Genomic DNA, 25,309 nt, shown 5'->3' with positions numbered 1-25,309 from the left:
TAAAATATAAGGAGAGAATTAAGATGAAAAAGAGACTATTACCAATTTGTGCAATGGCACTTTTAACAGTAGGATATTCTTCAGTAGCGAGTGCAGATACTGGAACAGTAACAAAGGAAGAAGCGCAAGTGCAACAAGATAAAGCTAAAAAAGAAGAAGCAATTAAGGAACAGCAAAAAAGTGAAGTAGAGAAAAAGCAAGCGGCACAAGTACAAGAAAAAAATGATATGGCTAAAAAAGAAGAAGCAATAAAAGCTGAAAAAAAAAGTGAAGAAGAGAAAAAGAGAATAGCGCAAGAACAGTTAAAAAACGATATGGCCAAAAAAGAAGCAGCGATAAAAGCCGAGCAAAAGAATGAAGTAGCTAAAAAAGAAGTAGCAAAGCCAGTTATACAAGGTGAAAAATTACCAAATACAGCATCAAATAATGTAGCAATGATGGGATTAAGTGCATGTCTTGTAGCGGTAGGTACATTATTTGGTTTGAATCGTCGCAATAAGATTAAAGCGTAAATAAAATATTTTCCTATAAAGAATGGGATAATTTCATATATTAAAAATGGTAGGTTACTCCTACCATTTTTGGCATGGAGGAATGAAGAATGAAGTTACTCAATTATATCGGTATCATATTGATGGCTATAGGGCTATTCATGGGATCCTATTATGTTGTGGAATGGTATAAAGGAAGAAGCTCTGCCGGGCAATTAACTGCAGAAGAAATAAAGAGTCTTAAAAATATACAAGATACTCAACTTTCTCATGAAACACCTGTAACTTCTCAAGTGCCTTCTTCTCAAACAGAACATAAAGAAGGAGAAAAGGTAGCGATGTTAAACATACCGAAAATAAAGAAGAAGTTTTCTATATATTGGGGAGCAGATGATACGACTTTGAAAAAAGGAGTGGGTATGTTCGTTAGCGATTTAACGACAACTCCATCTGGAGGGGGGCATACTGTACTGAGTGGACACCGAGATACTGTATTTACAGATTTAGGAGAGTTGAAAGAAAAGGATACTCTTATTTTAGAGTATGATAATAAAACGTACACATACGAAATTCAAAAGACGTGGATTACCCATGCGGATGATCGCACTGTTATTATAAAAAAAGAAGAACCGATATTAACACTGACAACTTGTTACCCATTTAATTATATAGGGGATGCACCAGATAGATATATTATCGAGGCGAAGTTAACTGCTAGTTATTCAAAGTGAAATTATAGTTTCTGAAAGCGAGAGGGGGATAAATAAGTTATGTCAAAAAACATTTTAATTGTTGAAGATGAAGACATATTACGTGAAATATTAAAAGATTATTTTTTAAGTGAGCAATATGTAGTGTTTGAAGCGAGGGACGGAAAAGAGGCTTTAGTTGTATTTGAAGAAGAAGAGGTTGATTTAGTTATTTTAGATATTATGTTGCCAGAACTCGATGGATGGTCTGTTTGCCGAAGGATTCGAAAGACGTCCGAGGTGCCTATTATTATGCTGACGGCGCGTGTAGATGAAGACGATACGTTACTTGGTTTTGAACTTGGGGCAGATGATTATGTGACGAAGCCGTATAGTCCGCCAATTTTATTAGCAAGAGCGAAAAGGTTGTTAGAAAGCAGAAAAGTGACAAAGCAACTTTTAGAGAATGAAGATGATACATTATCAATCCACGGCATTCACGTTCATTTTCCGTCTCGCACTGTTACGGTAGATAGAACCGATATTAATTTAACGCATACAGAATTTGAAATATTAGCGTATTTCATGAAAAATCAAGGAATCGTTTTAACGCGAGAGCAACTCATTTCAAGAATTTGGGGATATGAATTTGCTGGTGATGATCGAACGGTGAATAGTCATATTCGTAATTTAAGAAATAAATTAGGAGAGAAAGCGAAGTATATTACAACTGTAGTACGAACTGGTTATAAATTTGAGGGGAATATATGAGAAAAGGGATTGTACTAAAATTATTTACTCTTACAGCAGCATTATGCATGTTGATTTTAGCGACGATATTTATTGGACAAACGATATTTTTCAAACAATATTATGCGAATCGAAAAGTGGAAGATATTAAAGTAAATTTAAATTCCTTTGAGAAGAATTATTTAAATTATGCAGGAAATGCAGAAGAAATTCAGAAACTAGAGCAAGACTTTTTAAGAGAAAATAATACGTGGATTACGACATTAGATAAGAACGGGAATTTAAAACATGCAGATGATTTTTATTTTGAAGTAACGATAGATCGTTGGCAACAAAAGAGGTTTGGACAACAACTATTCAAAATCCCCCTATACAATCTCGTCAATATAGAGGAGATTGATAATAAACCATCAGAGCAGTTTTTAGGGCAAGAAATTTATTTTTCTGGAGTGAAAAAAGGAGATAGTTTTATTCCATTCTCTTTCTCGTTATCTAAGCAGAATTTAAGTGGATCTAATAAACCGTTAGAAAAAGCATTTAAGGAGAAAATGAGTAAATTAGATGAGGAGAAAAAGAAAGCAGCTGAGGAACAAGTAAGTAAGGAAAAGAATCCGGCTGTTCAGGAGCAAGCTGCCCAAGAACCAGATGCTTATATAGGTGGGTTTGTTACAAAAGTACAGTTTCCAGATGTAAAAGGCCCCGTAAATCCAATTTATAAAAATACTTTATTTTTGGATAGTATAAAAGAATTTCAAACGGATGTATTATTAAAAGAGAGTAATCAAATAGAGTATTCAACAAAGACAATGGACTATGAAAAGAATGATATAAAATATAAATTATTAATGAAACCAATAAAAGAAAAAGATGGATCAGTAACATATATTTATGCGATGGCTTCTTTACAGCCTGTAGATGAAGCTGTACAAATGGTGCAAGATTATTACATCTATATCATTGCATTTGTAGTCGTTCTTATTTTTTTAGCTTCGTTTTATTATTCAAAACAAATTGCAAAACCATTATTAAAAATAAATGATACGACGAAGAAAATAGCACAATTAGATTTTACAGAAAAAATACCGATTACTTCAAAAGATGAAATTGGAGATTTATCGAAAAATATTAATGTTCTATCAAATAAACTCCATTCGCATATTGGGCAGTTAGAAGAAGATATTGAAAAGGAAAGAAAGTTAGAAAAGACGCGAAAAGAATTCATTTCTGGTGTTTCACATGAATTAAAAACACCGCTAAGTATTATGAAAAGCTGTATTTCTATTTTAAAAGACGGGGTAGCTGAACATAAAAAAGAGTATTATTTTCAGGCAATGGAGAGAGAAGTAGACAAAATGGATACGTTAATTTTGGATATGCTTGAGTTAGCTAAATTTGAATCTGGTACATATAAAATGAAAAAGGATTCGTTTTATATTGATACAGTAATTGAAGACATATGTGAACATCTATCTGTAGAAATAGAGAAAAAAGAGCTTCGTGTTCATAAAAATATATGTTCATTTGAAGTGATTGCAAATCAAGGCCGGATTGAACAAGTCATCGTGAATTTCATTACGAATGCCATACGTTATACACCAAATAAAGAAGATATTATTATTTCTACAATAGATGAGAAGGATCGTATAAAAGTGTGCATTGAAAATAAAGGTACTCACATTGAAGAAGAACAATTAGATAAAATTTGGGATCGTTTTTATCGAGTGGATACAGCTCGTCAGCGTTCACAAGGTGGGACGGGGCTTGGGCTTGCCATTTCAAAGAATATTTTAGAACTACATGATACTGAATATGGGGCAGGAAATACAGAAGATGGTGTGTTATTTTACTTCTATTTACCGAAAAAAGCGTAAATACTATGATTTACGCTTTTTTAATTTATTTTCATATTATCTTTACCTAATCTTTATTTTTAATCAGTATAATTTGTTTAGAATATGAGGTTATGTAAGGAGTCGATGAACCGTGCATAGCAATTGGCTAAGTATAATGGTATTTATTTTCTTTTGCGCATTTATTGTATTTTTAATTGATATTACGATATGAAAAAAGAGCGCTCATTAAGCGCCCTTTTTTTGTGTATTCATTTGATAAGCACTGATGCTTTTGAATAATCGTGGTGAAGTGATAAATAAAAATATAAGTAAAACGGTACATAGAATATAGGAACCAATCATTGTACTACCGTTAAATATTAAAGAATATAGGAAAGCCGATTGGCCTTTTGGTGCATATTGTCCCCAGAAAATGATACCAGCGATAAAGTGACAGAAGTAACGAGCTAGACTACCGATAAAAGTAGCGACGATAATGTATCCAATTACTTTCTTTCCTTGGTTTGATTTTAATGAAGGTTTGTCTTTACGGCTACCTAAATTTGATTGCTCTTCGCTATTATCATTGGAAGTTAAAAGTGCTTTTTGAATTGGACGATAGAATAAACCAGCAAATCCAATGAATGCAAAAGCAACAAAGTATTCAATTAGTACTTGAATTGGTGTGACGATAATGGCATCGCCTACGACAATTTGTAATAATCCCCAAATTAGGCCTCCTAAGAAAGCCATTTTGAAACCCCAGCGGTACGCGATAATAAAAATAGGAATCATAGCAAATGAAATGGAACCGCCTGTTGCTGATATTTTTATTGAAAGTGGTAAAATGTCGATGACCAAGGCGAAGGCTGCAAGAATAGCAGATTCGATCATCGCTTGTAAATTGGTGTTACGCATGTTGTCTCCCCCTAAATCCAAGTTGTACAAAAAAGAATAGATATCATAGGAGGATACGAAATACGTAAATAAAAATGAGGTATGTATTTCGGACGTTTGCACAATCCCTGCGTTAGCATTAACTAACAGGTTCGAAGGGTCGGAACGAAGTGTTCCCTCTCAGCGGCATGGCTCCCCCAGTGATAACGAAATTCTTTATTTGTTATTGTTTATTGTAAGCGAAATGGATGAGAATGGCAAACAAATGCTGTATGACAATAATTGAAATAGAATTGTAGCGAAATGTTAATAAATATGAAGCAAAAAGGTATAGTACAAGAGAAATAGAGTGTGCTATAATTCTTCTGAAAATAATTATCATTCTCTTCTGAGGGGGAAGGTTATGAGCTTAGTAGATATTAAAATCGGTGAGAAAGTGCTAGTAAAAAGCGTTCAGTCGTTAGATCAATTATTAAAGAGAAGACTGGCTGCTTTTGGTCTTTCTGAAGGAAGCGAACTTCGTATGAAGCAGAAAGCGATGTTCAAAGGTCCTTGTACATTGGAGTGTCGTGGACAGTTAATTAGTATTCGTCATTGTGACGCGAAAATGATAAAGGTGGAATTAGCGTGAATAAGGTAGCTTTGCTAGGGAATCCGAATACAGGGAAGACATCATTATTTAATGCACTTACTGGTTCTTATGAATACGTAGGAAACTGGAGCGGTGTAACAGTAGAAAAAAAGGTTGGTAAATTAAAAGATAGACAAGGAACATTAATTGATTTGCCAGGTGTGTATGATTTAAATCCAGTTTCACGTGATGAAGGTGTTGTAACAAACTTTTTATTAACAGAAGAATTTAATCATATGTTAAATATCGTAGATTCTTCGCAGTTTGAGAGAAATATGCATTTAACGTTGCAATTACTTGAATTTGGTAAGCCGGTCTCAATTGGTTTAAATATGGTTGATGTGGCGAAGCAAAGAGGAATTGTCATTGATGTAAAACGATTATCAGAGCTATTAGATGTAACAGTCGTTCCTGTTGTTGCAAGAAGTGGAAAAGGCTGTGAAGAACTGCTTACGGCTCTTAAAGAAAATGACAAAAAAGAGAGAAAGCCATTCCTTATTTCATATGGTGTACAAATGGATGAAGGAATTGGAGAGGTAATTTCTCTTTTGGAGAAAGCGAATTACGAGCATCCGAGATGGTTAGCACTTCAATTTTTAAGTAATAACGAAGTAGTAGAAAAAGAAATGAAAGCATTACCAATTTATAAGGAACTCATAGCCATTCGATCTCGCTTAGAAGGAAAACTTGATTGTACGTTAGAAGAGCACATTTACAAAACTCGTGAAGCGTATATTGAAAAGTTAAAAACAAATGTTATGAAGCATGAGAAAGAAGGGGAAATTCCTTTTTCAGAAAAAATTGATAGATTAATTACACATAAAATTTTAGGACTTCCAATCTTTTTAGCAGTTATGTTTTTTATTTTTCAGGTTACGTTTACGTGGATTGGGACACCTTTATCGGATATGTTAGATGAGTTTTTTGGTGGCCAGCTTACGGATTGGGTGACGGCTGGACTTACAAGTATTGGAGCTTCTGATTTTATTCAAGCACTCGTTACAGAAGGTATTATTGCCGGTGTTGGTGCTGTATTAGTATTCGTTCCACAAATCTTTGCACTATTCTTTTTCATTTCATTATTAGAAGACTCAGGGTATATGGCGCGAATTGCAGTTGTTATGGATAGAATTATGGAGTTTTTCGGCTTAAACGGAAAAGCTTTTATTCCGATGATTATCGGTTTTGGATGTAACGTTCCAGGTATCATGGCTGCGAGAACGATTGAACAGGAAAAAGAACGTTTACTTACCATTTTAGTAACACCATTTATGTCTTGTTCAGCACGATTACCTGTATATGCATTATTTGCGGGTGTATTTTTCCCGCATAGTCAGGCGACTGTTGTATTTTCTTTATATGTTGCAGGGATTGTTCTTGCGTTATTAGTTACAAAAATTATGTCTCTTACGATTTTGAAAGCGGAAAAGTCTATTTTCGTAATTGAATTACCGCCTTACCGTGTGCCACAAGCGAAAACATTATGGCTGAGCACATGGGAGAAAGGAAAAGGATTTGTTCGTAAAGCTGGTACATTCATCTTTGGTGGTTCGGTTATCATTTGGTTATTAAACTATGCAGGTCCATCAGGATTTGGTGTTGATATGGGAGACAGTTACTTAGCGATGATTGGTGGATTTATCGCACCACTATTTGCACCGCTCGGCTTCGGAACGTGGCAAGCTGCAGCATCCCTTTTAACAGGATTTTTAGCGAAGGAAGTTGTCGTTTCTACAATGGCAATTATTTATGCAGTTAAAGAAGATGTGCTTGGAAATGTAATGGGAGCACATTATACAGCATTATCAGCTTATGCATTTATGTTCTTTATTTTATTATATGTTCCGTGTTTAGCGACGGTAGCTGTTATTAAACGTGAAACAGGATCAGCGAAGTGGACGATTTTCTCAGTCGTTTATCCACTCGTAGTTGCTTATGTATTAACGCTCATTATATACCAAGTTGGATCCTTACTCGGATTCTAGAAGGAGATGTATTGTGATGATGGTCAATATTATAATTGGAGCTATCATTTTTGGTTATGCAGCATACACGTTAGTTAATTTTGTAAAGAGAAGTAAAAAAGGAAAATGCGCCGCATGTTCTTTAAATAAGTCATGTCAGTCGAATACTTGTAGCCCGGATATGGAGCAAGTTTCTCATAAATAGAAGAAAGCTTTGCGAATGTCGCAAAGCTTTTTTTATTACTTCTTAATTTTTACAAGTTGTGATGATTCTACACCATTCTTTCCAGGGAATTCTTTACTTGGATCTTTATCGAATTTTAATACCCCAACAGATTTTTCATCGCCTTTTACATTTCCGTATGTTGCATCATCAACAACCGCGAACATGTCGGCATATGCACGGCCACTACCGATAATTGTGTTGCCTTCATATTTTAATTTTGCCCCATCAAGTGTAGCATTTTCTACTTTCTCTTTTGCGAATAATACACCTTGTTCTGTTGTTACAGCCGGTAATTTATCAAGTGGTTTCGTATCGTCTTTTTCATCAACTTTGCTAAGTAACTCTTTTTTCACTAGTTCTTCACCAGTTTTCTTATCCATTACAAGAACTTTTTTACCATCTAATGTTGTCATTTTCATTTTATAGAAGTCTTTTTCTTTCACTTCTTTTTTGTTTTTATCTGTAATTTGCTGAACTTGTTCTTCTGATCCGTACAGTACAAAGCCGTTCGCTTTTTCTCCTAATAAAGAACAACCTGATAATGCTCCAAGTGAAATTGCTGCTGCTAATCCGATTCCTACTAATTTTTTCATGATGATTTCTCCTTTTATATGTTTTATAGTAAATACAATTTTTGTATCGTTGCTTACATGCGAAGAAGCTTGTTTGTTGCTTCTGATATTAGTGTATAAGAAATATTGGAATGCAACTATCGAGTTAGCTTACAGTAACATTACAATAATGTAATTTAGTGAAAGTGCATAAAAATAAGTTAATTCTGAAGAGGATTAATGAGAATATATTAGGAATACAATGTTTTATCTAGAATGTCATATTATATTAGAGGTATTTTGGAAATAACATGTAAGGACATATTAGTTTTGTTATAATAAACATATAGCTGTAAAAATGACTATTCTTTACTGTTAAGGAAGATTTTTATTTTTCCAAGTAGTGAATTTAAAATATGAGGTATATCATAGGAGGAATTTAGATGTCTGTATTTAAACGATTACGAGATTTAACAATGTCAAATGTGTATTCATTAATTGAAAAAGCGGAAGATCCAGTTAAGATGACGGATCAATATTTACGCGATATGCAAGCGGATGTACAAGAAGCTGAGAAAAGTGTAGCAGCTCAAATCGCACTTGAGAAGAAATTCAAAATATTATTTGAAGAGCAAGAAGCACTTGTGAAAAAACGTGAAGAGCAAGCTCACATGGCTGTTCAAGCTAATAACTTAGATCTTGCGCGTCGTGCTCTTGAAGAAAAACAAAGCGCAGAGCAAAAAATGAATGAGTATAAAGCAAGCTACGAGCAAAATAAAGCTGCTGCTGATAACCTGCGCCTAAAGCTAGAAGAAATGCGTAAGCAATTAAATGAGCTGAAAAATAAACGTGAAACACTTGTAGCGCGTGTAAATGCGGCGAAAGCACAAAAGAATATTAATCAGGCGATGTCTGGATTTGATTCAAATTCAGCAAAAGCTGGTTTAAGCCGTATGGAAGAGAAAGCTCTTCAATTAGAGGCTGAAGCGGAAGCAAGCGGTGAAGTTTATAAGAAAGAAAAATCATTAGATGATGAATTCGCAAGCTTAAACAAAAATTCTGCTGTTGACGATGAATTAGCTCGTATTATGAAGCAGTATGAGAAATAATATAGAATAAAGACAAATGAACCGACATGTCTAAATATATTCATGTCGGTTTTCTATTACTTTTTAGAGGAGGTTTTGCAATGACATGGATGAATGTAGTTGCCATGCTTGTATGGACTGGAGCGAGTGCAGTACTTTTATTTGCAATTATGTGGGTTGATTCAATTTTTACAAAATACAATGATTTAAAAGAAATCAAAAATGGAAATACAGCTGTAACAACTCGTTTTATTATGAAATTATTTGCACAGGGGTACATTTTATCCCAATCGATAACGAAAGCAAATGATTTATGGCAAGCACTCCTTGCATCAGCAGTTTCTTTCGTTATTTTATTAGTGGTAGAAATGTTTATCGAATTCGTATTAAAGAAAATGTCTGGTCTTGATTTAGAAGAAGGTACGAAAGAAGGCAGCGTTGCACATGCGATGTTAGCTGGATCATTACATATTGTTGGTGCACTAATTTTAGGTGCGTGTTTATAAAGAGAAAAGGAGGGGTAGATTATGAGTTTATTTAAACGAATTAAAAATATAATGAAAAGCCCAGAGCCACTGAAGCCGGAAAAGAGTCTTTTAACGTTAGCTCCTGGCGATATGATTGAAGTTTCATTAGTTATGTATGAATTAATTGGGAAAACGAGTATGCATTCGCGTAAGGAAATTGTTTTGACATTGCAAGATGGAAAAGACATTCGTTATTTAAAAATTGAAGATCGTGAAAATACGTATTACAAATTATATACACCAATTGATGGTCGCTTAGATTCAATTGATGAAATTCCGACGACAATTGAAATGGATGATACCGAGTATCATATGGAAGAACAATATAACGGACGTGTTGTTGTGATGGGAAAAACTCCATTCTCAGCTTCAGAAGAACAGTATATATGGGAATTCCAATCAGATAATCGAAAATTATTGCGTATTGAATGGCAAAATGGTCGCACAATGATGTATGAGGGAGAAGCAATCATTCCTGCTGATGTACAAATTATAAGAGCAACGTAAGGGGGCGTAATCATGTCAAACCGATTGTTTACCATGATTAAATCGTTTGTGATCCCTATACTTGCTATCGTTATATTACTTGTTGTTGCTGGTTATGCCTTATCAGGTTGTCAAGGCGGGCAGACAAAGTCGATTCAAGACCGTTATCCACTTGAATCTGTTGCCAAGGAAGGTAAACAAGAATCTTACGTGTATAGGGCCGCCAATCGGTCAGTTCCTGAAGTAGCGAAGGAACTCATTAACGAAAGAGAACCGAAGCAAGCATCTAAAGAAGACGAAAATCAAATGTTCCTCGTTTATTCTGATAAGATTTATAACCTGCAAAAGGATAAAGAGAAACCATCTGATACGTTAATTGAAATAAGTAATAAAGAATTTGTCCGTCAAAATTACCAACCGTCCTTCTTGCAAGGATATATTATGGGTAGCATATTAAACGATATATTCGGTTCACGAAAATCATCATACGGTGATTATCGAGGATATAACGATAGACAAAATCATAAACCAGTTATTCCAGAGAGACCACCTACGAAAGAAGAAAAGAAAACCCCACCTCCAATTACGAAGGAAGGGAAAGGGTCTATCATTAAGCGAGGCGATAATGTAGATTCGAAACCATCAGTAGGTGATAAGGGAAGTATTACTGAAAAAGGAAGTAATACGACGCCCCCACCTTCTACTGGAAGCAAGGGTAAAATTACAAAAACACCAGGCGGTTCAAGCGGATCAGATGTGAAGCCAAAATCATCTATTAAAACGCCGCCAAGGAATACATCTCCTCCGAAAACGAGGGTCGGTGGTTCAGGAAAGATTACGAAGAGAAGATAGTGTAGAGACCGAAAAGTGGAATTTGCTTTTTGGTCTTTTTTTGTTATGGGAATTAATTCCTCTCAGGTGGTACGATTTAGGCATAAGGGAGGAAGTAAAAATATATCAGCGATTATTGAAATATATCGACTTACCGACAAAAACTGACAACGATAACAACTTAATAATAAAAAGAGGGTGTGCCAAAATTTTGGCACACCCTCTTTTTTATAACGATTAATGAATATCACGTTTCTTGAAATTACCGCCTTTTACTTCTGCTACGTCATAAACTGTAATAAAGGCATGTGGATCGATTTCATTAATAAGTTCTTTCATTTTACTTTCTTCTAAACGGTTAATTACACATGAAATTTCTTTAAACTTCTCTCTTGAATAACCACCGTATACTTCGTTATATGTTGCACTTCGGCCTAAACGATCGCGAATTGTTTCTACCATTAATTCAGGCTCTTTTGTAATAATTTTAAATGCTTTTGAACCACTTAAACCAACTTCAACGATATGAATCACTTTCGAAGCGATAAAGTAAGCAATTGCCGAAAGGATAGCTCCTTGCAGGCCGAATACCGTTGATACGAAAATAAATACGAACATGTTTAAGAATAAAATAAGGTCACTCGTTCCAAATGGTAACTTACGAGAAAGTAATACAGCAAGCATATCGATTCCATCTAATGCCCCACCGTTACGTAATGCTAGTCCCATACCAAAACCGATGATAATACCACCAACAACTGTAACTAATAATGTATCGCCTTCAATAATAGCTGGTATTCCGTGCATGACAACGGTACCTATTGCTAATGAAGCAATCCCGATAATGGAATAAATCGCAAAGCTTTTACCGATTTGCTTATATCCTAACCAAACGAAAGGAATGTTAATAACTGCGATTAGAGCTCCTAATGGTAATCCAAATAATCTTGAACTAACGATACTTAAACCAGTCACACCACCGTCTGATACGTTATTTGGAATTAATACCGCTTCTAATCCGTACGCTGTGATAAATGCCCCAATAATAATCATCAAAGCTTTTGAAGCAATTTTTAGCTTATTGGGCTTGTTTTTGATAATTTTCTCCATATAATTTCCTCGTTTCAAACTAGTTTCTTATTTGTTACGTCATTCACACCTAAATTCCATTTTAACATTTAATTTGAAAAAATTCTCCTTTAATGGATGTATGCAGGGAATATTATCACCATATTATGTTTAAAATATTTTTGAAATCAGTATAAGAAATCCCATCCTTTCAAAGGATGGGATGCTATTAAGAAAATATAAAACTAAGTACTGATATGAATAAAGCGAAACCTAAAATAGTTCCACATATTTTCATATGACGCTTACGTCCCATTACGACAATCGCAACATATTCACGAATCATTGCGTTAGGCCAGTAATAAAATGCAGTTTTTGACCCGATTCCTTGGCTATTAAGACCAGCTTGTCTAGCGTATATACCAGCGCGGAAAAGGTGGAAATTATTCGTTGTAAAAATACTTTTATATTTACCTTCAGGTTTTAAAGAATCCATAATTTCTTTAGAGAACAACATGTTTTGATATGTGTTTACAGAGCGATTTTCCTGGACTGTATGTTCAAGAGGAATTCCTTTTTCAACAGCATAATTTTGCATTGCTTCTGCCTCTGGAAGACCTTCATCTGGACCTTGACCACCAGAGAAAATAATTGTCGGTGGTGTATTTACAGCTGCTTGTTTCCAATAGAAGTCGATAGCTTTATTAATGCGGCTTGCAAGTAAGGGTGGTACTTTATCATTAATTAAGCCACTACCAAGAACGATAATGAAATCTTGATTACGTCTTGGTCTGTTAAATTGGTATAAAAAATAAGCGCTTAAGAAGTTAGATAAGTGTATAAAGAAATAGAAGCTTATAAGAGAAATAGCTGCGAAAATAGGCTCTAAATGCGATGAGACCAAACTTGCTGGATTTATGATAGGGAGTAACATAAAGAATAACATCCCTAAAGCAGCAAGGAGTGTTAAACAGTTAGTGAACCGTCTTCCTTCTCGCTTCATTAAAATTCTAGCATTAAGAAATAGCCCAAACATTAAAGCAACAATACCGAAAGGAAGCATAATAAGAAGTGCTAAAATAGGTAAAATTATAATATAGCGTAGGACATCACTACTTGAATTCACAGATATAATCACACAAAAAAGAAGGAAAAAACAGACAAAGGAATTAAATAAAAAGCCGTTTATTATTTTCCGCGGATCTTTTAAATATGAGATAAGAAAAATAATAAACAATATAAGAGGAATAATTCCAAAATACAGCATAAATATAGTACACCTCAACTTGTATAAGAATTTGACATACCTTTTATATTACATGATTTTATAAGTGAAAATGAAAGAAAAAGGATTTTGAATTTTCTCAATAAAATATATGGATACACATGTTACAATATATTCAAAGCGATATATTAAAAGTAAAATGGTTGAAAAGGCACTCAGTAGAGTGCTTTTTCTTTTTGTATGCAATTGTGCATATTATATTTTTTTTCAAATGAAGAGGATTACAATATAAGTTGTAGACAGACTTTATAAAGCAGAATTTAATACAAACATTTCCCTCTACTTTTTGTATCTAACAATCGTATAACAATAAATAATTCTGTTTTATAGTGTCTGTTTTTGAAAGGTGTCTTTTTTGAAGGCATCTTTTTTTGTTAGTATAGATAGTTTTCACTGTTAGCACAGTGTAAACTATCTATACTAAACATTAGCAATCTTCCGTATAAATATTATCAATTTACTATATATTCCAGTGGTGTTAACCTACATATGAAAGGCTTTCTTTTTCAAAATATTACCCCTAATAAAATTTTGAAGAAGTCAACTGTCTCCAAACTTGTCTTTATGCTTAAAGAAAAAGCACTCAAATTGAGTGCTTTTTCTTATTGAAACATGCTATTTTTCTAGGCGATTTTCATAAAATAAAAGTAAAGAAATGAAAGTGGGTGACAAAATGCCGGCAGTTGTGGAAGGTGTTATTATTGAAAACTGCAATGGAACAATTAATGTAGGTGACAAATATAACGTACAGCCGATTGAAAAGACGAAGGCTTATAATGGATCGGGATCATCAAATACAGGAATGAAAGTACAAACGTTTAGCGGGATTAGTACAGCTGATGTGTGGGATAATGATGCGAATGATCAGGGGATACAGTTTACTTTATAGTACAGTATGTAAAATTGCATAAAATGATGAACTTGTCCTGTGCTACAATCTAGCTGTGAGCTGTTAATGATTCTTCTGTAGTATAGTTGTTAGATTAGAAATATAACATCTTATCGAAAATCATACGTACAAAAAAGACACTTCAAATGAAGTGTCTTTTTTATTTTAGTGATATCCTTTAGCAGAGTCTTTATGAATTTTATTTTTAAAAATACTGTAGCTCCAAAGCTGATATCCAATAACGATTGGTACCATGACCATTGCAACGAAGAACATAATTTTTAAGTTTAATTGACTACCAGCTGCGTTGTATAACGTTGTACTGTATGCATCGTTAATACGAGATGGTAACATTCTTGGGAACATACCTGCAAAGCCAGTTGTCATAAACATTGCGATTGTTAGGCAAACGAATGTGAACGCAAGGCCAATTTTATGTTTGTACACCATAATTAGTGCGAGTACACTCATTAGCATTGCAAGTACTGGAAGAATGAATAGTACCGGATATTCTGTAAAGTTTTGGAATAAGTTTGTTCTATTAGCAGTTGCTACATAGAAAATAGCTAAAATGATAGCAGCTGCCATTGAAAATGGTCTTGCGATTTTATAAGCACGATCAGATACTTCACCAGTCGTTTTAATCATGACCCAAAGGGCACCGGATACGACAAATATAGCAGTGAAGAAAAGACCACCTAATATACCGTAATGGTTTAGTAAGCTAAGTAAATTTCCTTCATAGCCATTTTTTCCGATTTGTAGTCCGTAATACAAGTTAGCGAATGTAACACCGAATAAGAAGGCGATTAGGAAACTGCCAATTGCAAATGCCCATTTACAAGTTTTTTGCCAAATTGGTGAATCATCTTTATGCATGAATTCCAGTCCAGCGGCACGAGCAAATAGTGCAAGTAATACTAAGAATAACGGTGTATATAAATAACTAAACATATTAGCATACGTGACTGGGAAGGCAGCAAATGTTGCGCCACCAGCTGTAATTAACCATACTTCATTACCGCCCCAGAACGGGCCAATTGCTTCTTGTAATTGATTTCGTTCTTGTCGATCTTTCGTAACGAAGGGAAAAATCATTCCGTTACCAAGTGCATACCCGTCAAGAATGAAGTAAACTGTCCAAATCACGCCCCATAAACCGAACCAGATGATTGCAAGCATATCATGAGACATGAGCCACACCTCCCTCAGTAGCAGGTTCTTCTAATGCGGCAGGTCCTTTTTTAGCGAACTTCAGCATTAAGTATACGTCTGCGATTAAAAGTAAAGTGTAGAATAAAATTAAACTAATTAATGAGAACCAAATTTGTGGAACAGATATAGGCGATACAGATTCTGCTGTACGCATTAGTTTATATACTGTCCATGGTTGGCGACCTACTTCAGCGACGATCCATCCTGCGTTAATCGCGATATAAGGAAGTAAGACAGACCATATTGTAATTTTTAAATAACGTTTTGAGTTTTCTAGTTTTCCTTTTCGGTTTAAATAGAAGCCATACCAAGTTAATGCCATAAAGAACATACCGAGTGCAACCATTAATCGGAAGCTATAATACACGAGGTTAACATTTGGACGTTCATCTTTCGGAATATCTTTTAAACCAACAATTTCGCCATCAAATGAGTTTGTATAGAAGAAGCTTCCGAGTTTTGGAATCGTAAGGAATTCAAAATTCTTCTCGTTTTTCACATCAGGAATTTGAACAATTGAGAAGCCTTGTCCTTTTCCGGTTTCCCAAACTGCTTCCATCGCAGCTCCTTTTGCGGGTTGATATTTAGCCGCTGATACACCAGATTGATGTCCCATAAACGGTGTAATTGTTGCGGCGAATAAGCCTAACATTAAGCCGAACTTAAATGATTTTTTGAAGAATTCAACTTCATTTTTACGTAATAAGTGATAGGCACTAATTGCCATAACGAAGAAAGCACCAACAATATAACAACCAACTACAGTATGGAAGAACATATTCCAAGCGTATGGATTCGTAACGAGTGCCCAGAAATCATTTAATTCAGCGCGGCCGTTACGTACTACGTAGCCAACAGGGTTTTGCATAAAGCCGTTTGCTGTAATAATCCAAAGGGCAGAAATGTTTGTTCCAAGTGCAACCATCCACATGCAGAAGGCACGGAACTTTGGTGAAATTTTGTCTTTACCGAATAACCATATTCCCATGAAAGTAGATTCTAAGAAGAAGGCAACAAGTGCTTCGATTGCGAGAGGTGATCCGAAAATGTCTCCCATATATTTGGAGTACTCAGACCAGTTTGTTCCAAATTGGAATTCCATCGTAATCCCGGTTATAATACCCATTACGAAGTTAATTGTAAATAATTTACCCCAGAAATTTGCCATTTTGCGGTATGTTGGATTCAATGTGCGGGCGTATTGAGTTTCCATACATGCTACTAAAATGACAAGTCCGATTGTCAAAGGTACAAATAAAAAGTGATAAAAAATAGTAATTGCAAATTGAAAACGACTCAGTAACAGAACGTCGGACATAATGAATATTCACTCCTTTTTTACATTATCTACAATCAGTTTATAGTGAAAATACGTTTAAAGTATGTGAGACTTGTTACAAAGCTGTGTGTATATTTTGAAAGAATTATGTCGATTATCTGAAAATATCTTATTTTTACTATAAAGCGATATCCTTTTTGAGTTTTTCATATTTTGGTACACTATTTATGTAGTGTAAACGAGAGAAAAGAGGGTCCTTTACTATGAAGTCATTAGAAGAGATTTTGCAGTACAATGAGAAATTTGTTGAAGAGAAAAAATACGAAGAGTATGAAACAGGAAAATTCCCGAATAAAAAAATGGTAATTATTTCTTGTATGGATACACGACTTGTTGAATTATTACCAAAAGCAATGAATATGCGTAACGGTGATGTGAAAATTATTAAGGTAGCAGGAGCTGTTATCTCACATCCATTCGGAAGTATTATGCGTAGTATTTTAGTTGCTGTATATGAACTTGGTGCTGATGAAGTTTGTGTAGTTGGTCACCACGATTGCGGTATGGCAAAAATTCAGGCAAGCAGTACAATTGAGAAGATGAAAGAGCGCGGTATAACAAATGAGAAATTAGACACACTCCGTTATTCTGGAATCGATTTAGAAAGATTCCTACAAGGGTTCTCTAGTGTAGAAGAAAGTGTAGAACATAGCGTATCGATACTTCGCAACCATCCGTTACTTCCAGAAGAAGTACCTGTTCACGGTCTTGTTATCGATCCTGAAACAGGAAAATTAGATTTAGTTGTGAATGGTTACGACAATTAAGAATTTACTTTGTCATCCTTTTTATCTGGGACAGGATCAAATCCTCCCGGGTGGAAAGGGTGACATTTTAATATACGCTTACAAGTAAGCCAAAAGCCTTTGAATGCACCATGTTTTTGAAACGCCTCTAATCCGTAATGAGAACAAGTCGGATAAAAACGGCATGTTGGTGGTGTCATCGGAGAAATGAATTTTTGATAAAAGCGTATAATCCCAATAAAAATCTGTTTCATAACGGTCTCCTTTTCAGCATATTCTTAAAGTATTATAGCACGACTGTACATAATACTTTACTAATGTGCATTTCCGTTATATCATATTGGATATAACGGAATTAAATTAAAAGCGGGAGAGATGTTGTATGCCATCAGTAGAAAGCTTTGAATTAGATCATACGATTGTAAAGGCACCTTATGTAAGACATTGCGGAGTTCACAATGTAGGTAGTGACGGTATTGTAAATAAATTCGATATTCGTTTCTGCCAACCGAATAAACAAGCAATGAAACCAGATGTTATTCATACGTTAGAACATTTATTAGCATTTAATTTACGTAAATATATTGATCGTTATCCGCACTTTGATATTATCGATATTTCACCGATGGGCTGCCAAACAGGATATTATCTTGTAGTAAGCGGAACACCGACAGTACGAGAAATTATTGATTTATTAGAACTAACATTAAAAGATGCGGTTCAAATTACAGAAATTCCAGCTGCAAATGAAACACAATGTGGTCAAGCGAAGCTTCACGATTTAGAAGGAGCACAACGCTTAATGAACTTCTGGTTAAGCCAAGATAAAGATGAACTTGAGAAAGTGTTTGGATAAAAAGGAAAACTGCCTGTGAAAGGGCAGTTTTTTTATTTGTAGAATTGTATGTATGGAGAGTATTGACTTTAACGTATACGTCAAAGTTTATAGTAGGGTTAAATAGAGTGCAAAGGAGGAAGTGATGGATAAGTATAGCATTGGGGAGATTTCAAAAGAAACGAATGTAACGACGAGAACACTTAGATATTATGAGGAAATTGGATTGTTAAAACCATCGTACGTTGCCGAGTCAGGGTATCGCTACTATTCAAAAGATGATGTGATTACATTACAGCAAATCACGACTTTTAAAAAGCTTGGTTTTAAGCTGTCGGAAATAAAAGAAGTATTAAAAGAAAAAAAGGGGATTTCAGAAGAAGAAAGATGGAAAAGTGCAATTCAAAATGAAATTCAAACAATACAAGCGGAAGTAAAAAGATTACAGGATTTAGAAAAGCTACTATATACAACATTTCATGCCATTGAATTAACAGGAGAGCTTAGAACAGAAGATTTAATGTTATTTATAAAATCAGTACAGGGAATTGATCAGAGAGAAAAGTTTAGGAAAAGGTATTTTACTGAGGAAGAAAAGCAAATCATTCAGGATTTACCAACGTTTGAAGAAGATGACGAAAGAATGAAAGAGTGGTTACAAGTATTAAGAGAAATTCGCCAGCGTATAAATGAACCAGTAGATTCACCAGAAATGCAACAATTGGCGGAAAAAGTAGTGACTTTTTCAATGCATGTATTTCAAGAAGATGAACAATTAATAAATAAGTATTGGGAATTAATTAGACCTGAAGAGGGAGAAATTGCAAAAGTATATGGACTTGATTCGGAAACAATGAAGTATATAGACGAAATGGTGGAGTATTATTTGAAAAAGGAGGAAGATAAATGACAGCCACGCAAAAAGAAAAGCTATATGGAAAGGAGCACGCACGATTAGAGCGGCAATACTTTTATAAACATGTGGGGATTTTTATTTTTGCGCAGCTTCTATTTATTTTTTTAGTAGGACTTGTACCAGCTCAGGAGTTACCAAGCGGTTCCTATTTTCTTCATATGAAAGAGTGGATTTTAAACAAAAAAATTGGCTTTTATCAAAATGAAACGATTAATACGATGATCAGTATTTGGACATCAGTACTTATTATTCATTTTATTTGGGCGATGTCTTACATTCTTTTTCCGAAAAAGAAACGTATTTCTGCAAAACAAGAAACAAGACAAGAGATAAAAGAAGAAGTGAAAAAGGAAAAGGAAATTAGTATAAATAGCGCATGGATGTATCTAGTATTTGGCGGCTTAATTGAAATATATTGGGCGACAGGATTAAAAACAAATTCGATGAGTATTTTGACGCTTATTGCAATTTTAGTGAGCTTTAACTTACTGATTGAAGCGACTAAAAAAATTCCAATTGGTACGGCATATGCAGTATTTACTGGAATTGGAACAGTTGGAACGATATTAGTAGATATTTTATATTTCAAAGAAGCATTTTCGCTCATCAAAATTCTCCTCGTTTGCTTATTAGCACTATTTATTATCGGATTGAAATTTAGTGGGGATAAGGAAGAGGTGAAATAAAATGGCGTGGGTCTATTTAATTGTAGCTGGGCTTTTTGAAATTGTCGGTGTAATCGGGATAAAGAAAGTCGCAAAAAATAATAGTTGGACGAATAATATTATTTTAATAGGTGGATTTATTATTAGTTTTCAATTTTTAACGATGGCGCTTCAAGAGATTCAACTATCCATCGCATATGCTGTTTGGACAGGAATTGGAACGCTCGGGGCAGCGGTTGTCGGTATTTTATTCTTTCAAGAACCGAAAAATACTTTTCGGATTATTTGTATCGTTGGGATTATGGGGACGATTATTGGATTGAAAATGGTGAGTTAAAGAAGAGCGGGAATGCCCTTCTTTTTTATGAAAGTATAAGATGAACTCCAACATATAAAATAGCGGTAGAACAGAGGAAATAATTATAAATGCTAAATTGATCGAAATTTTATTCTACATGTAGTGAAAGTAGTTTGATATTAAAAAGAAGAATATGAGACTAGAAACGAAAAAATACGGGATACTCATTAATTCCTAGAAGAATAAAGGAACAACTGAGAATAAATTGTACGTATGGGAGAAGTGAAAAATTATCGGTAAAATGGACATAAGTGCTTAGAGTGAGTAAGAGAAGCATGAGAAATGCTAAAAAAATCCATAATATAGTTAGAGTTAGCATTGTATAGCCCTCTTTAGACCATTTACTAGAATATTTCTGTGAAACCAATAAATAAAGCAGCGGCTCCTGCTAGTAGAGCGAGCACACTACCTCCTGTTTGCTGTTTTAATATTTCCTCTAAACTTATGGTGAGGGCCATACCTCCTAAAAAGATGAACATATAAGGCATTATTTCTCTATTACCAGTAAAAAATCCATAGATTGCTATAGATAAGGCAATAAGTGATAAAGTAATCCGTCCCCCTTTTAGCATAAAAGACCTCCTCTATTTTATGTAGGTAATAATGAGAACAATCCAAATGAAAGCACCGGCAATAATACAAATAAGTCCAGTTGCTGATTCCTTTTTCTTTATTTGTTCAAATGCGATGAGAAACATTAAAGCCCCTAATAGAAATTGTGAAAGAGGTAAAAAATTATTTTGACCTGTATATGATCCAATTGCCGACATAACGATCACAGTGAGTGCTACTATGATGCGAAGTATATTAGGAATTCTCCTTATTCTTTTTTGTATAAGGATTGTCTTCTAGTTTATCGACGGAATGTTTATAAGCATAGCCTTTATTAATTGTCATGATGGAGAGTACGAGGATGATTAGGACGATGATAATACCGATAATTAATATTTTGAACATAAAATCCCTCCTTTTCTTTATTTTACATAATTTTGTAATTGATGAAAACAATAGAAATTAAAAGGATGAAAGAAGGGTGTTACATGGAGACGAAAAAAACATATTATATATCAATAGGAAACGGTCAAATTTCACAAGTGAAGACGGCGGATACGTATAATTTTGAGATTTCCGCAAATGATGAGGAAATTACGGAATTAAGAGAGCACTTCGATCAAGCATATGTAGAAGATTTAGGTTCATTTGTACGCTCCCACGTTCCATTTGTTGAGTATCATCACGATTCAAATAATGACCGATATGATGAACAACTACAAAAAGCATATAAAATGATTTACGATTTAGGAAATCATGAGACGAAAGAATTAGTCGCGCAAATGGGAATAATCAATGGATTGTAATTGGATAATATTATGCAGAAAAGCGAGAATATGCTACAATTTGTGGTAGGAAAAACTTGTAACCATCAATAGGGGAGTAATGGCATGTACAAATTTAAAGATTATTACCACAACACTGTACAATTATCGTTTGAACGTTATCCATTTTCTCCTGAGCCAAAGCATGTTTGGGTTGTATGCCGGTACGGGGATCAATGGTTATTAACGCATCATTTACGTCGCGGTCTTGAATTTCCGGGTGGTAAAGTAGAGCTAGGGGAAACACCGGAAGAAGCGGCAGTTCGAGAGGTTCATGAAGAAACCGGCGGCATAGTTTCTGATTTAACTTACTTAGGACAATACAAAGTATCTGGAAAAGACAAAATAATCATTAAAAACATTTATTTTGCAACAATTAGTGCGGTAGAAGAACATACGCATTACGAAGAAACGAAAGGGTCTGTTTTATTAAAAGACATTCCTGACAACATTAAAACGAATAGAAAATTTAGCTTTATAATGCGCGATGACGTATTAGCGCGTACGATGAAACATATAGAAGAAATCGGCTGTTTTACGAAGTAAAGTAGCCGGTTTCTTTTTTTGTATGTAAGAATAAATGTAAATATATCTTTATATTATTTTGGTTATATTATACAATTTTGTAAAGATATATTTACATTTTAGGAGGGGGAAGATGGATAAAAGAAAAGAAACGACTGTTACTGTTTCGATGGTTAAATTAAACTTTTCTTTATTTTTTATAATAATTGCTTTGTCGTTTGGAATTGGTTATTTGCATATATTTCTTTCAGGTGGGGTTCAAGTTGAAGTTACATTATTAACGATGTTTCTTTTTATTATCGCAATGATTGTTCTCGTTTGTATTCATGAGGCGATACATTTAATTGGCTTTCGCTATATCGGAGGTGTTCCGTGGAGGGAACTAAAATGGGGCGTTAATTGGAAATTAGGTGTTGCATATGCTCATTCTAAACAGGCGGTTACAGTAAAGCAAATGAAGAAAGTATTAATGCTTCCGTTTTTACCAACTGGAATTTTGCCAATTGTATTGGGATTAGCTATGAATCTGGAGCCACTCTCATTTTTAGGAATTCTACTAACAGCAGGTTGTATCGGTGACATTGCCGTATATCAAAAAGTTTCAAAGTTTCCAGATGATGCGCTAGTAAAAGATCATCCGAGTAAACCTCAGTTTACAGTGTATGAATAATAAGAGGAGGCGTTTTTGAAAAACGCCTCCTCTTATTATTGTTACTTTTGGTTGGTGAATTGATATATTGTGAAAATCGCTGATATAATTTATTTGTTATTATTGTGTTGATACCTCCACCTCTAAAAACGAAAGCACCTCCAACAAATCATCTACGATACGTGAATGCTTAAAATCACCCCAAAACGAATCTTTTTTCCAAACACCAAGAATCCCTACTTGTTCAGAACCAAGCACATCGTTTTCTGGATGATCTCCAACATAAAGACATTCTTCTGCCTTAACATCTAGTCTTTGCAAAGCACGTTCGAAAATTTCAGGGTGAGGTTTTTTTATTCCTTCAGCTTCTGAAACGAGAATGGTGTTTGTATACGTATGTATATGTAGTTCTCGAAGGTTGCTCATCTGAAATTCAGTAAAACCATTTGTGATAATACCAATTTTAATGTTTCGCTGTTTTAACTGTTGAAGTAGTTCATGCGTGTTTTTGAAAGGAATACAATGATGTTGGAAGTTTGTAATATAGTCGTGTAGTAGTTGCTCTTGCGTTAAAGTAGTAATGTTGTATTCGGAAAGGAGAGTAGCATATACTTTATCCTTCCACGTATAGCCATTATTATCGAGTTCAAGAAATCGAGAACAATACTCTGATTTCTCTATGCTCTTCAAATGTGAGGCGAAGCGATTATATTGCTCACAAATAAATTGTTCTAAAGATTGGCGCCGATCTAATAGTGTTCCATCTAAGTCGAATAGGATTGCACGAATCATGGGAAGCCTCCTTGCAGTTTTTATAATTAATTATCGCATATTCGCAAAAAAATGATTATGATATTTTGTAGAATGGAATAATGGGGGATTGTATGAAGAAACTGTATGGCAAGTTAGTGTGTTGTATTATAGCAAGCGGTTTAGTTGCAGGATGCGATAGTGCTATCGAGGTTACAAAAGAAAAAGAAATTTGTAAAACAGAAGAAGAGTGCACGCAAATAGGAGATAAAACATTACAAAAAGTATATAAAAAGATAGAGGGACTTTCAGAACTTGAAAAAGTAGAGGATTATGACATAGAAGAGTATGAAAGTATGAATATGAAAGAGGCGGAACAGAAAAAAGAAGAGGATAACAATTACTTCTTTTTAGCTTCTTATTATATCGATGATGATGAAATTGTAGATCCTTATTTTGAAAAATTGGATCGTAAGAGATTGAATAAAGTTTTTGCAGATGACGAAGTAGCAAAAGATGATTTGTTAAGCCAGCGGCAAGATAGAGAGTATCATGAAACGTTATGGGACATGTATCGCACTCTCATTCCAGTGAAATATCGTGAGAATATAACAGGATTGGATTTAATAACGGATGGTTATGACGGCGTTGTTGCCCATGTCATGCCAAGTATGGATGACCCGAGAGATTGGGTGCTTAGTTTAGATGTGCTGGATTCTGGGGTGAATATAGATGAAGTGATGAAAACATTAATTCATGAAACGGCTCACGTATTAACGATTGGGCATAAACAAGTACCAGTGGATAGGAAATATTTAGAGGCGTTTGATGAAGAGAAAGACATTTCATCATATCGAAATAAATGTAAAACGGTGTTCTTGAAAAATGGATGTGCGAGAAAAACTTCGTATATTAACCAATTTTATAATGAATTTTGGAAACCAATTGAGCAAGAGTGGACAGAAAAGAAAGTAGAAGAAAGTGAAGAGGCACAAATTGAATTTTATAAAGAAAAGCATGATGATTTTGTATCGCTATATGGAACAACAAATGTAACGGAAGATATCGCAGATACATTTACAGCGTTCATTTTACAAGATTCAAAAAAGGTGAAAGAAGGAACAGAGTTAAAATATAAGAAAATTGCTTTCTTCTATCAGTTTCCTGAGCTTGTAAAAATGAGAGCGGAAGTGCTGTCGGGATTATATGATGTTTCAAAAACGATAGAACAACAAAGTGGAGACTAATGTGAGTTATGCTTTCGATATAGTTTCGTTAAAGAAAAGCGTGAAGAATTTTTAATTCTTTGCGTTTTTTTATGTTGATAAAATTGAAAATTCTGTATTTTTATCAAAAAGAAGAAGGAACTGGAGGCACAAAAGAGAATTAGTATAAAAATGTCACAATTTAGACACAATTATAATGCGCGTGTTGTAGGGACTATAAGTTTACTCTCGAGGAGGTAATGAAACGTATGAAAACGATTCTTGCTGTTGCTGGTCTCATTTGGGTAATGTCTCACGGTTTTCCGATTTTTGAAGGGGAGCAAATTCGTAGTGCTTTGAATGAAAAGTTTAATGATTATCATGTGATAGATCGAAAAGATAATGTCGTTACAGTACGTGTGAAAGACTGTTTCCATACAGTTACGGTTGCGGATGGAAACATTACAAATGAAACGAAAATGTGTGATAAAAGGTAAAAGAAAGAAGCTGACTATAGCGCACTGT

General features: G+C 34.5%; 33 protein-coding genes and 1 riboswitch. Of the genes, 22 read left to right on the top strand and 11 right to left on the bottom strand.

Annotated elements, in window-relative coordinates; translation table 11 throughout:
• The first annotated feature begins 23 nt into the window (after positions 1–23).
• From ACTFP3_RS17460 to ACTFP3_RS17445, 4 genes are all read left to right on the top strand, one after another.
• Positions 24–512, top strand: coding sequence for an LPXTG cell wall anchor domain-containing protein (locus ACTFP3_RS17460; RefSeq protein WP_152121286.1), 489 nt, complete (start codon positions 24–26; stop codon positions 510–512).
• 89 nt (positions 513–601) lie between these two features.
• Positions 602–1,222: a class D sortase gene (locus tag ACTFP3_RS17455; RefSeq protein ID WP_440010901.1), complete on the top strand. Its 621-nt coding sequence runs from the start codon at positions 602–604 to the stop codon at positions 1,220–1,222.
• A gap of 39 nt (positions 1,223–1,261) precedes the next feature.
• Complete coding sequence (locus tag ACTFP3_RS17450) at positions 1,262–1,951, top strand: response regulator transcription factor (RefSeq protein WP_000041856.1); 690 nt, start codon at positions 1,262–1,264, stop codon at positions 1,949–1,951.
• On the top strand, positions 1,948–3,801 hold the full coding sequence (locus tag ACTFP3_RS17445; protein ID WP_440010900.1) for a sensor histidine kinase: 1,854 nt from the start codon (positions 1,948–1,950) through the stop codon (positions 3,799–3,801). The genes ACTFP3_RS17450 and ACTFP3_RS17445 overlap by 4 nt, the downstream gene beginning before the upstream one ends.
• A 207-nt stretch (positions 3,802–4,008) precedes the next feature.
• Here the strand turns inward: ACTFP3_RS17445 and ACTFP3_RS17440 are convergent, their stop codons facing one another.
• Positions 4,009–4,680: an energy-coupled thiamine transporter ThiT gene (locus ACTFP3_RS17440; protein ID WP_440010899.1), complete on the bottom strand. Its 672-nt coding sequence runs from the start codon at positions 4,678–4,680 to the stop codon at positions 4,009–4,011.
• An 86-nt stretch (positions 4,681–4,766) separates the two neighbouring features.
• A riboswitch (TPP riboswitch) is annotated at positions 4,767–4,868 on the bottom strand.
• Positions 4,869–5,062: 194 nt separating this feature from the next.
• On the opposite strand from ACTFP3_RS17440, the gene ACTFP3_RS17435 reads away from it, so the two are divergent.
• Genes ACTFP3_RS17435 through ACTFP3_RS17425 form a run of 3 tightly spaced genes read left to right on the top strand, consistent with a single transcriptional unit; the run spans position 5,063 to position 7,459 of the window.
• The gene (locus ACTFP3_RS17435; protein ID WP_000060519.1) at positions 5,063–5,290 is read left to right on the top strand and encodes a FeoA family protein; all 228 of its coding nucleotides are present in this window, start codon (positions 5,063–5,065) and stop codon (positions 5,288–5,290) included.
• Positions 5,287–7,275: a ferrous iron transport protein B gene (gene feoB / locus ACTFP3_RS17430; RefSeq protein ID WP_440010897.1), complete on the top strand. Its 1,989-nt coding sequence runs from the start codon at positions 5,287–5,289 to the stop codon at positions 7,273–7,275. The genes ACTFP3_RS17435 and feoB overlap by 4 nt, the downstream gene beginning before the upstream one ends.
• Positions 7,276–7,291: 16 nt before the next feature.
• Positions 7,292–7,459 (top strand): FeoB-associated Cys-rich membrane protein, encoded by a 168-nt coding sequence (locus ACTFP3_RS17425; RefSeq protein ID WP_440010896.1) that lies wholly within the window; start codon positions 7,292–7,294, stop codon positions 7,457–7,459.
• A 35-nt stretch (positions 7,460–7,494) separates the two neighbouring features.
• On the opposite strand, the gene ACTFP3_RS17420 is transcribed toward ACTFP3_RS17425, so the two are convergent.
• A complete protein-coding gene (locus ACTFP3_RS17420) occupies positions 7,495–8,073 on the bottom strand; it encodes a lipoprotein BA_5634 family protein (protein WP_440010895.1) in 579 nt (192 codons plus the stop codon).
• Positions 8,074–8,474: 401 nt separating this feature from the next.
• Between ACTFP3_RS17420 and ACTFP3_RS17415 the strand changes: the two genes are divergently transcribed.
• The 4 genes from ACTFP3_RS17415 to ACTFP3_RS17400 all read left to right on the top strand — a co-directional run bounded on the left by ACTFP3_RS17415 (position 8,475) and on the right by ACTFP3_RS17400 (position 10,984).
• Entirely contained in the window at positions 8,475–9,140 is a 666-nt protein-coding gene (locus ACTFP3_RS17415; RefSeq protein WP_001975967.1) for a PspA/IM30 family protein, read from the top strand.
• A gap of 80 nt (positions 9,141–9,220) precedes the next feature.
• A complete protein-coding gene (locus ACTFP3_RS17410; RefSeq protein ID WP_000220087.1) occupies positions 9,221–9,625 on the top strand; it encodes a DUF350 domain-containing protein in 405 nt (134 codons plus the stop codon).
• 21 nt (positions 9,626–9,646) lie between these two features.
• On the top strand, positions 9,647–10,153 hold the full coding sequence (locus ACTFP3_RS17405; RefSeq protein WP_000051739.1) for a DUF4178 domain-containing protein: 507 nt from the start codon (positions 9,647–9,649) through the stop codon (positions 10,151–10,153).
• A 12-nt stretch (positions 10,154–10,165) separates the two neighbouring features.
• Positions 10,166–10,984 (top strand): DUF4247 domain-containing protein, encoded by an 819-nt coding sequence (locus tag ACTFP3_RS17400; RefSeq protein WP_000071190.1) that lies wholly within the window; start codon positions 10,166–10,168, stop codon positions 10,982–10,984.
• A 216-nt stretch (positions 10,985–11,200) separates the two neighbouring features.
• Here ACTFP3_RS17400 and ACTFP3_RS17395 read toward each other — a convergent pair whose 3' ends face one another.
• Positions 11,201–12,073 (bottom strand): YitT family protein, encoded by an 873-nt coding sequence (locus ACTFP3_RS17395; RefSeq protein ID WP_000411240.1) that lies wholly within the window; start codon positions 12,071–12,073, stop codon positions 11,201–11,203.
• 187 nt (positions 12,074–12,260) lie between these two features.
• Positions 12,261–13,298, bottom strand: coding sequence for a YdcF family protein (locus tag ACTFP3_RS17390; RefSeq protein WP_000965218.1), 1,038 nt, complete (start codon positions 13,296–13,298; stop codon positions 12,261–12,263).
• Between the two features lie 673 nt (positions 13,299–13,971).
• Between ACTFP3_RS17390 and ACTFP3_RS17385 the strand changes: the two genes are divergently transcribed.
• The gene (locus ACTFP3_RS17385) at positions 13,972–14,205 is read left to right on the top strand and encodes a spore germination protein (protein ID WP_002001299.1); all 234 of its coding nucleotides are present in this window, start codon (positions 13,972–13,974) and stop codon (positions 14,203–14,205) included.
• Between the two features lie 165 nt (positions 14,206–14,370).
• On the opposite strand, the gene cydB is transcribed toward ACTFP3_RS17385, so the two are convergent.
• On the bottom strand, positions 14,371–15,399 hold the full coding sequence (cydB, locus tag ACTFP3_RS17380; RefSeq protein ID WP_000017662.1) for a cytochrome d ubiquinol oxidase subunit II: 1,029 nt from the start codon (positions 15,397–15,399) through the stop codon (positions 14,371–14,373).
• On the bottom strand, positions 15,389–16,738 hold the full coding sequence (gene cydA, locus ACTFP3_RS17375) for a cytochrome ubiquinol oxidase subunit I (RefSeq protein ID WP_001286188.1): 1,350 nt from the start codon (positions 16,736–16,738) through the stop codon (positions 15,389–15,391). Before cydA ends, cydB begins: the two co-directional genes overlap by 11 nt.
• Positions 16,739–16,962: 224 nt before the next feature.
• Between cydA and ACTFP3_RS17370 the strand changes: the two genes are divergently transcribed.
• Complete coding sequence (locus tag ACTFP3_RS17370) at positions 16,963–17,526, top strand: beta-class carbonic anhydrase (RefSeq protein ID WP_000838169.1); 564 nt, start codon at positions 16,963–16,965, stop codon at positions 17,524–17,526.
• On the opposite strand, the gene yidD is transcribed toward ACTFP3_RS17370, so the two are convergent.
• Positions 17,523–17,759: a membrane protein insertion efficiency factor YidD gene (gene yidD, locus ACTFP3_RS17365; protein WP_000809330.1), complete on the bottom strand. Its 237-nt coding sequence runs from the start codon at positions 17,757–17,759 to the stop codon at positions 17,523–17,525. The two genes, ACTFP3_RS17370 and yidD, sit on opposite strands and share 4 nt — an antisense overlap.
• Positions 17,760–17,887: 128 nt before the next feature.
• Between yidD and luxS the strand changes: the two genes are divergently transcribed.
• The 4 genes from luxS to ACTFP3_RS17345 all read left to right on the top strand — a co-directional run bounded on the left by luxS (position 17,888) and on the right by ACTFP3_RS17345 (position 20,258).
• Positions 17,888–18,361 (top strand): S-ribosylhomocysteine lyase LuxS, encoded by a 474-nt coding sequence (gene luxS / locus ACTFP3_RS17360; protein ID WP_001141371.1) that lies wholly within the window; start codon positions 17,888–17,890, stop codon positions 18,359–18,361.
• Positions 18,362–18,485: 124 nt separating this feature from the next.
• The gene (locus ACTFP3_RS17355; protein WP_440010894.1) at positions 18,486–19,250 is read left to right on the top strand and encodes a MerR family transcriptional regulator; all 765 of its coding nucleotides are present in this window, start codon (positions 18,486–18,488) and stop codon (positions 19,248–19,250) included.
• The gene (locus tag ACTFP3_RS17350) at positions 19,247–19,942 is read left to right on the top strand and encodes a DMT family transporter (protein ID WP_000127525.1); all 696 of its coding nucleotides are present in this window, start codon (positions 19,247–19,249) and stop codon (positions 19,940–19,942) included. The genes ACTFP3_RS17355 and ACTFP3_RS17350 overlap by 4 nt, the downstream gene beginning before the upstream one ends.
• Position 19,943: 1 nt before the next feature.
• Positions 19,944–20,258: a DMT family transporter gene (locus ACTFP3_RS17345; protein ID WP_048656631.1), complete on the top strand. Its 315-nt coding sequence runs from the start codon at positions 19,944–19,946 to the stop codon at positions 20,256–20,258.
• A gap of 365 nt (positions 20,259–20,623) precedes the next feature.
• Here the strand turns inward: ACTFP3_RS17345 and ACTFP3_RS17340 are convergent, their stop codons facing one another.
• Genes ACTFP3_RS17340 through ytzI form a run of 3 tightly spaced genes read right to left on the bottom strand, consistent with a single transcriptional unit; the run spans position 20,624 to position 21,236 of the window.
• Positions 20,624–20,851: a DUF3953 domain-containing protein gene (locus ACTFP3_RS17340; protein WP_000911651.1), complete on the bottom strand. Its 228-nt coding sequence runs from the start codon at positions 20,849–20,851 to the stop codon at positions 20,624–20,626.
• 12 nt (positions 20,852–20,863) lie between these two features.
• A complete protein-coding gene (locus ACTFP3_RS17335) occupies positions 20,864–21,094 on the bottom strand; it encodes a DUF3953 domain-containing protein (RefSeq protein WP_041184005.1) in 231 nt (76 codons plus the stop codon).
• Positions 21,087–21,236 carry a YtzI protein gene (ytzI, locus tag ACTFP3_RS17330; protein WP_000472791.1) on the bottom strand — a complete coding sequence of 50 codons (150 nt, stop codon included), beginning with the start codon at positions 21,234–21,236 and terminating at the stop codon, positions 21,087–21,089. The genes ACTFP3_RS17335 and ytzI overlap by 8 nt, the downstream gene beginning before the upstream one ends.
• Positions 21,237–21,319: 83 nt before the next feature.
• Between ytzI and ACTFP3_RS17325 the strand changes: the two genes are divergently transcribed.
• The 3 genes from ACTFP3_RS17325 to ACTFP3_RS17315 all read left to right on the top strand — a co-directional run bounded on the left by ACTFP3_RS17325 (position 21,320) and on the right by ACTFP3_RS17315 (position 22,850).
• Positions 21,320–21,637: a hypothetical protein gene (locus ACTFP3_RS17325; RefSeq protein WP_000448409.1), complete on the top strand. Its 318-nt coding sequence runs from the start codon at positions 21,320–21,322 to the stop codon at positions 21,635–21,637.
• An 84-nt stretch (positions 21,638–21,721) separates the two neighbouring features.
• Positions 21,722–22,201, top strand: coding sequence for an antimutator 8-oxo-(dGTP/GTP)ase (mutTA, locus tag ACTFP3_RS17320; RefSeq protein ID WP_000276385.1), 480 nt, complete (start codon positions 21,722–21,724; stop codon positions 22,199–22,201).
• Between the two features lie 112 nt (positions 22,202–22,313).
• Positions 22,314–22,850, top strand: a complete 537-nt coding sequence (locus ACTFP3_RS17315) for a DUF3267 domain-containing protein (RefSeq protein WP_440010892.1) — start codon at positions 22,314–22,316, stop codon at positions 22,848–22,850.
• A gap of 99 nt (positions 22,851–22,949) precedes the next feature.
• Here the strand turns inward: ACTFP3_RS17315 and ACTFP3_RS17310 are convergent, their stop codons facing one another.
• Positions 22,950–23,621 (bottom strand): HAD family hydrolase, encoded by a 672-nt coding sequence (locus ACTFP3_RS17310; protein ID WP_440010890.1) that lies wholly within the window; start codon positions 23,619–23,621, stop codon positions 22,950–22,952.
• Positions 23,622–23,713: 92 nt separating this feature from the next.
• On the opposite strand from ACTFP3_RS17310, the gene ACTFP3_RS17305 reads away from it, so the two are divergent.
• Positions 23,714–24,826 (top strand): hypothetical protein, encoded by a 1,113-nt coding sequence (locus ACTFP3_RS17305; protein WP_000737820.1) that lies wholly within the window; start codon positions 23,714–23,716, stop codon positions 24,824–24,826.
• Positions 24,827–25,053: 227 nt separating this feature from the next.
• Positions 25,054–25,281 carry a hypothetical protein gene (locus ACTFP3_RS17300; protein WP_000849112.1) on the top strand — a complete coding sequence of 76 codons (228 nt, stop codon included), beginning with the start codon at positions 25,054–25,056 and terminating at the stop codon, positions 25,279–25,281.
• Positions 25,282–25,309 lie beyond the last annotated feature (28 nt).

The organism is Bacillus cereus group sp. MYBK5-2 (assembly GCF_051915685.1).
In the GTDB taxonomy this organism is placed as follows: domain Bacteria; phylum Bacillota; class Bacilli; order Bacillales; family Bacillaceae_G; genus Bacillus_A; species Bacillus_A cereus.
Note: the sequence above shows the minus strand (reverse complement) of the source record. Positions and strands in the feature narration are given on the sequence as shown.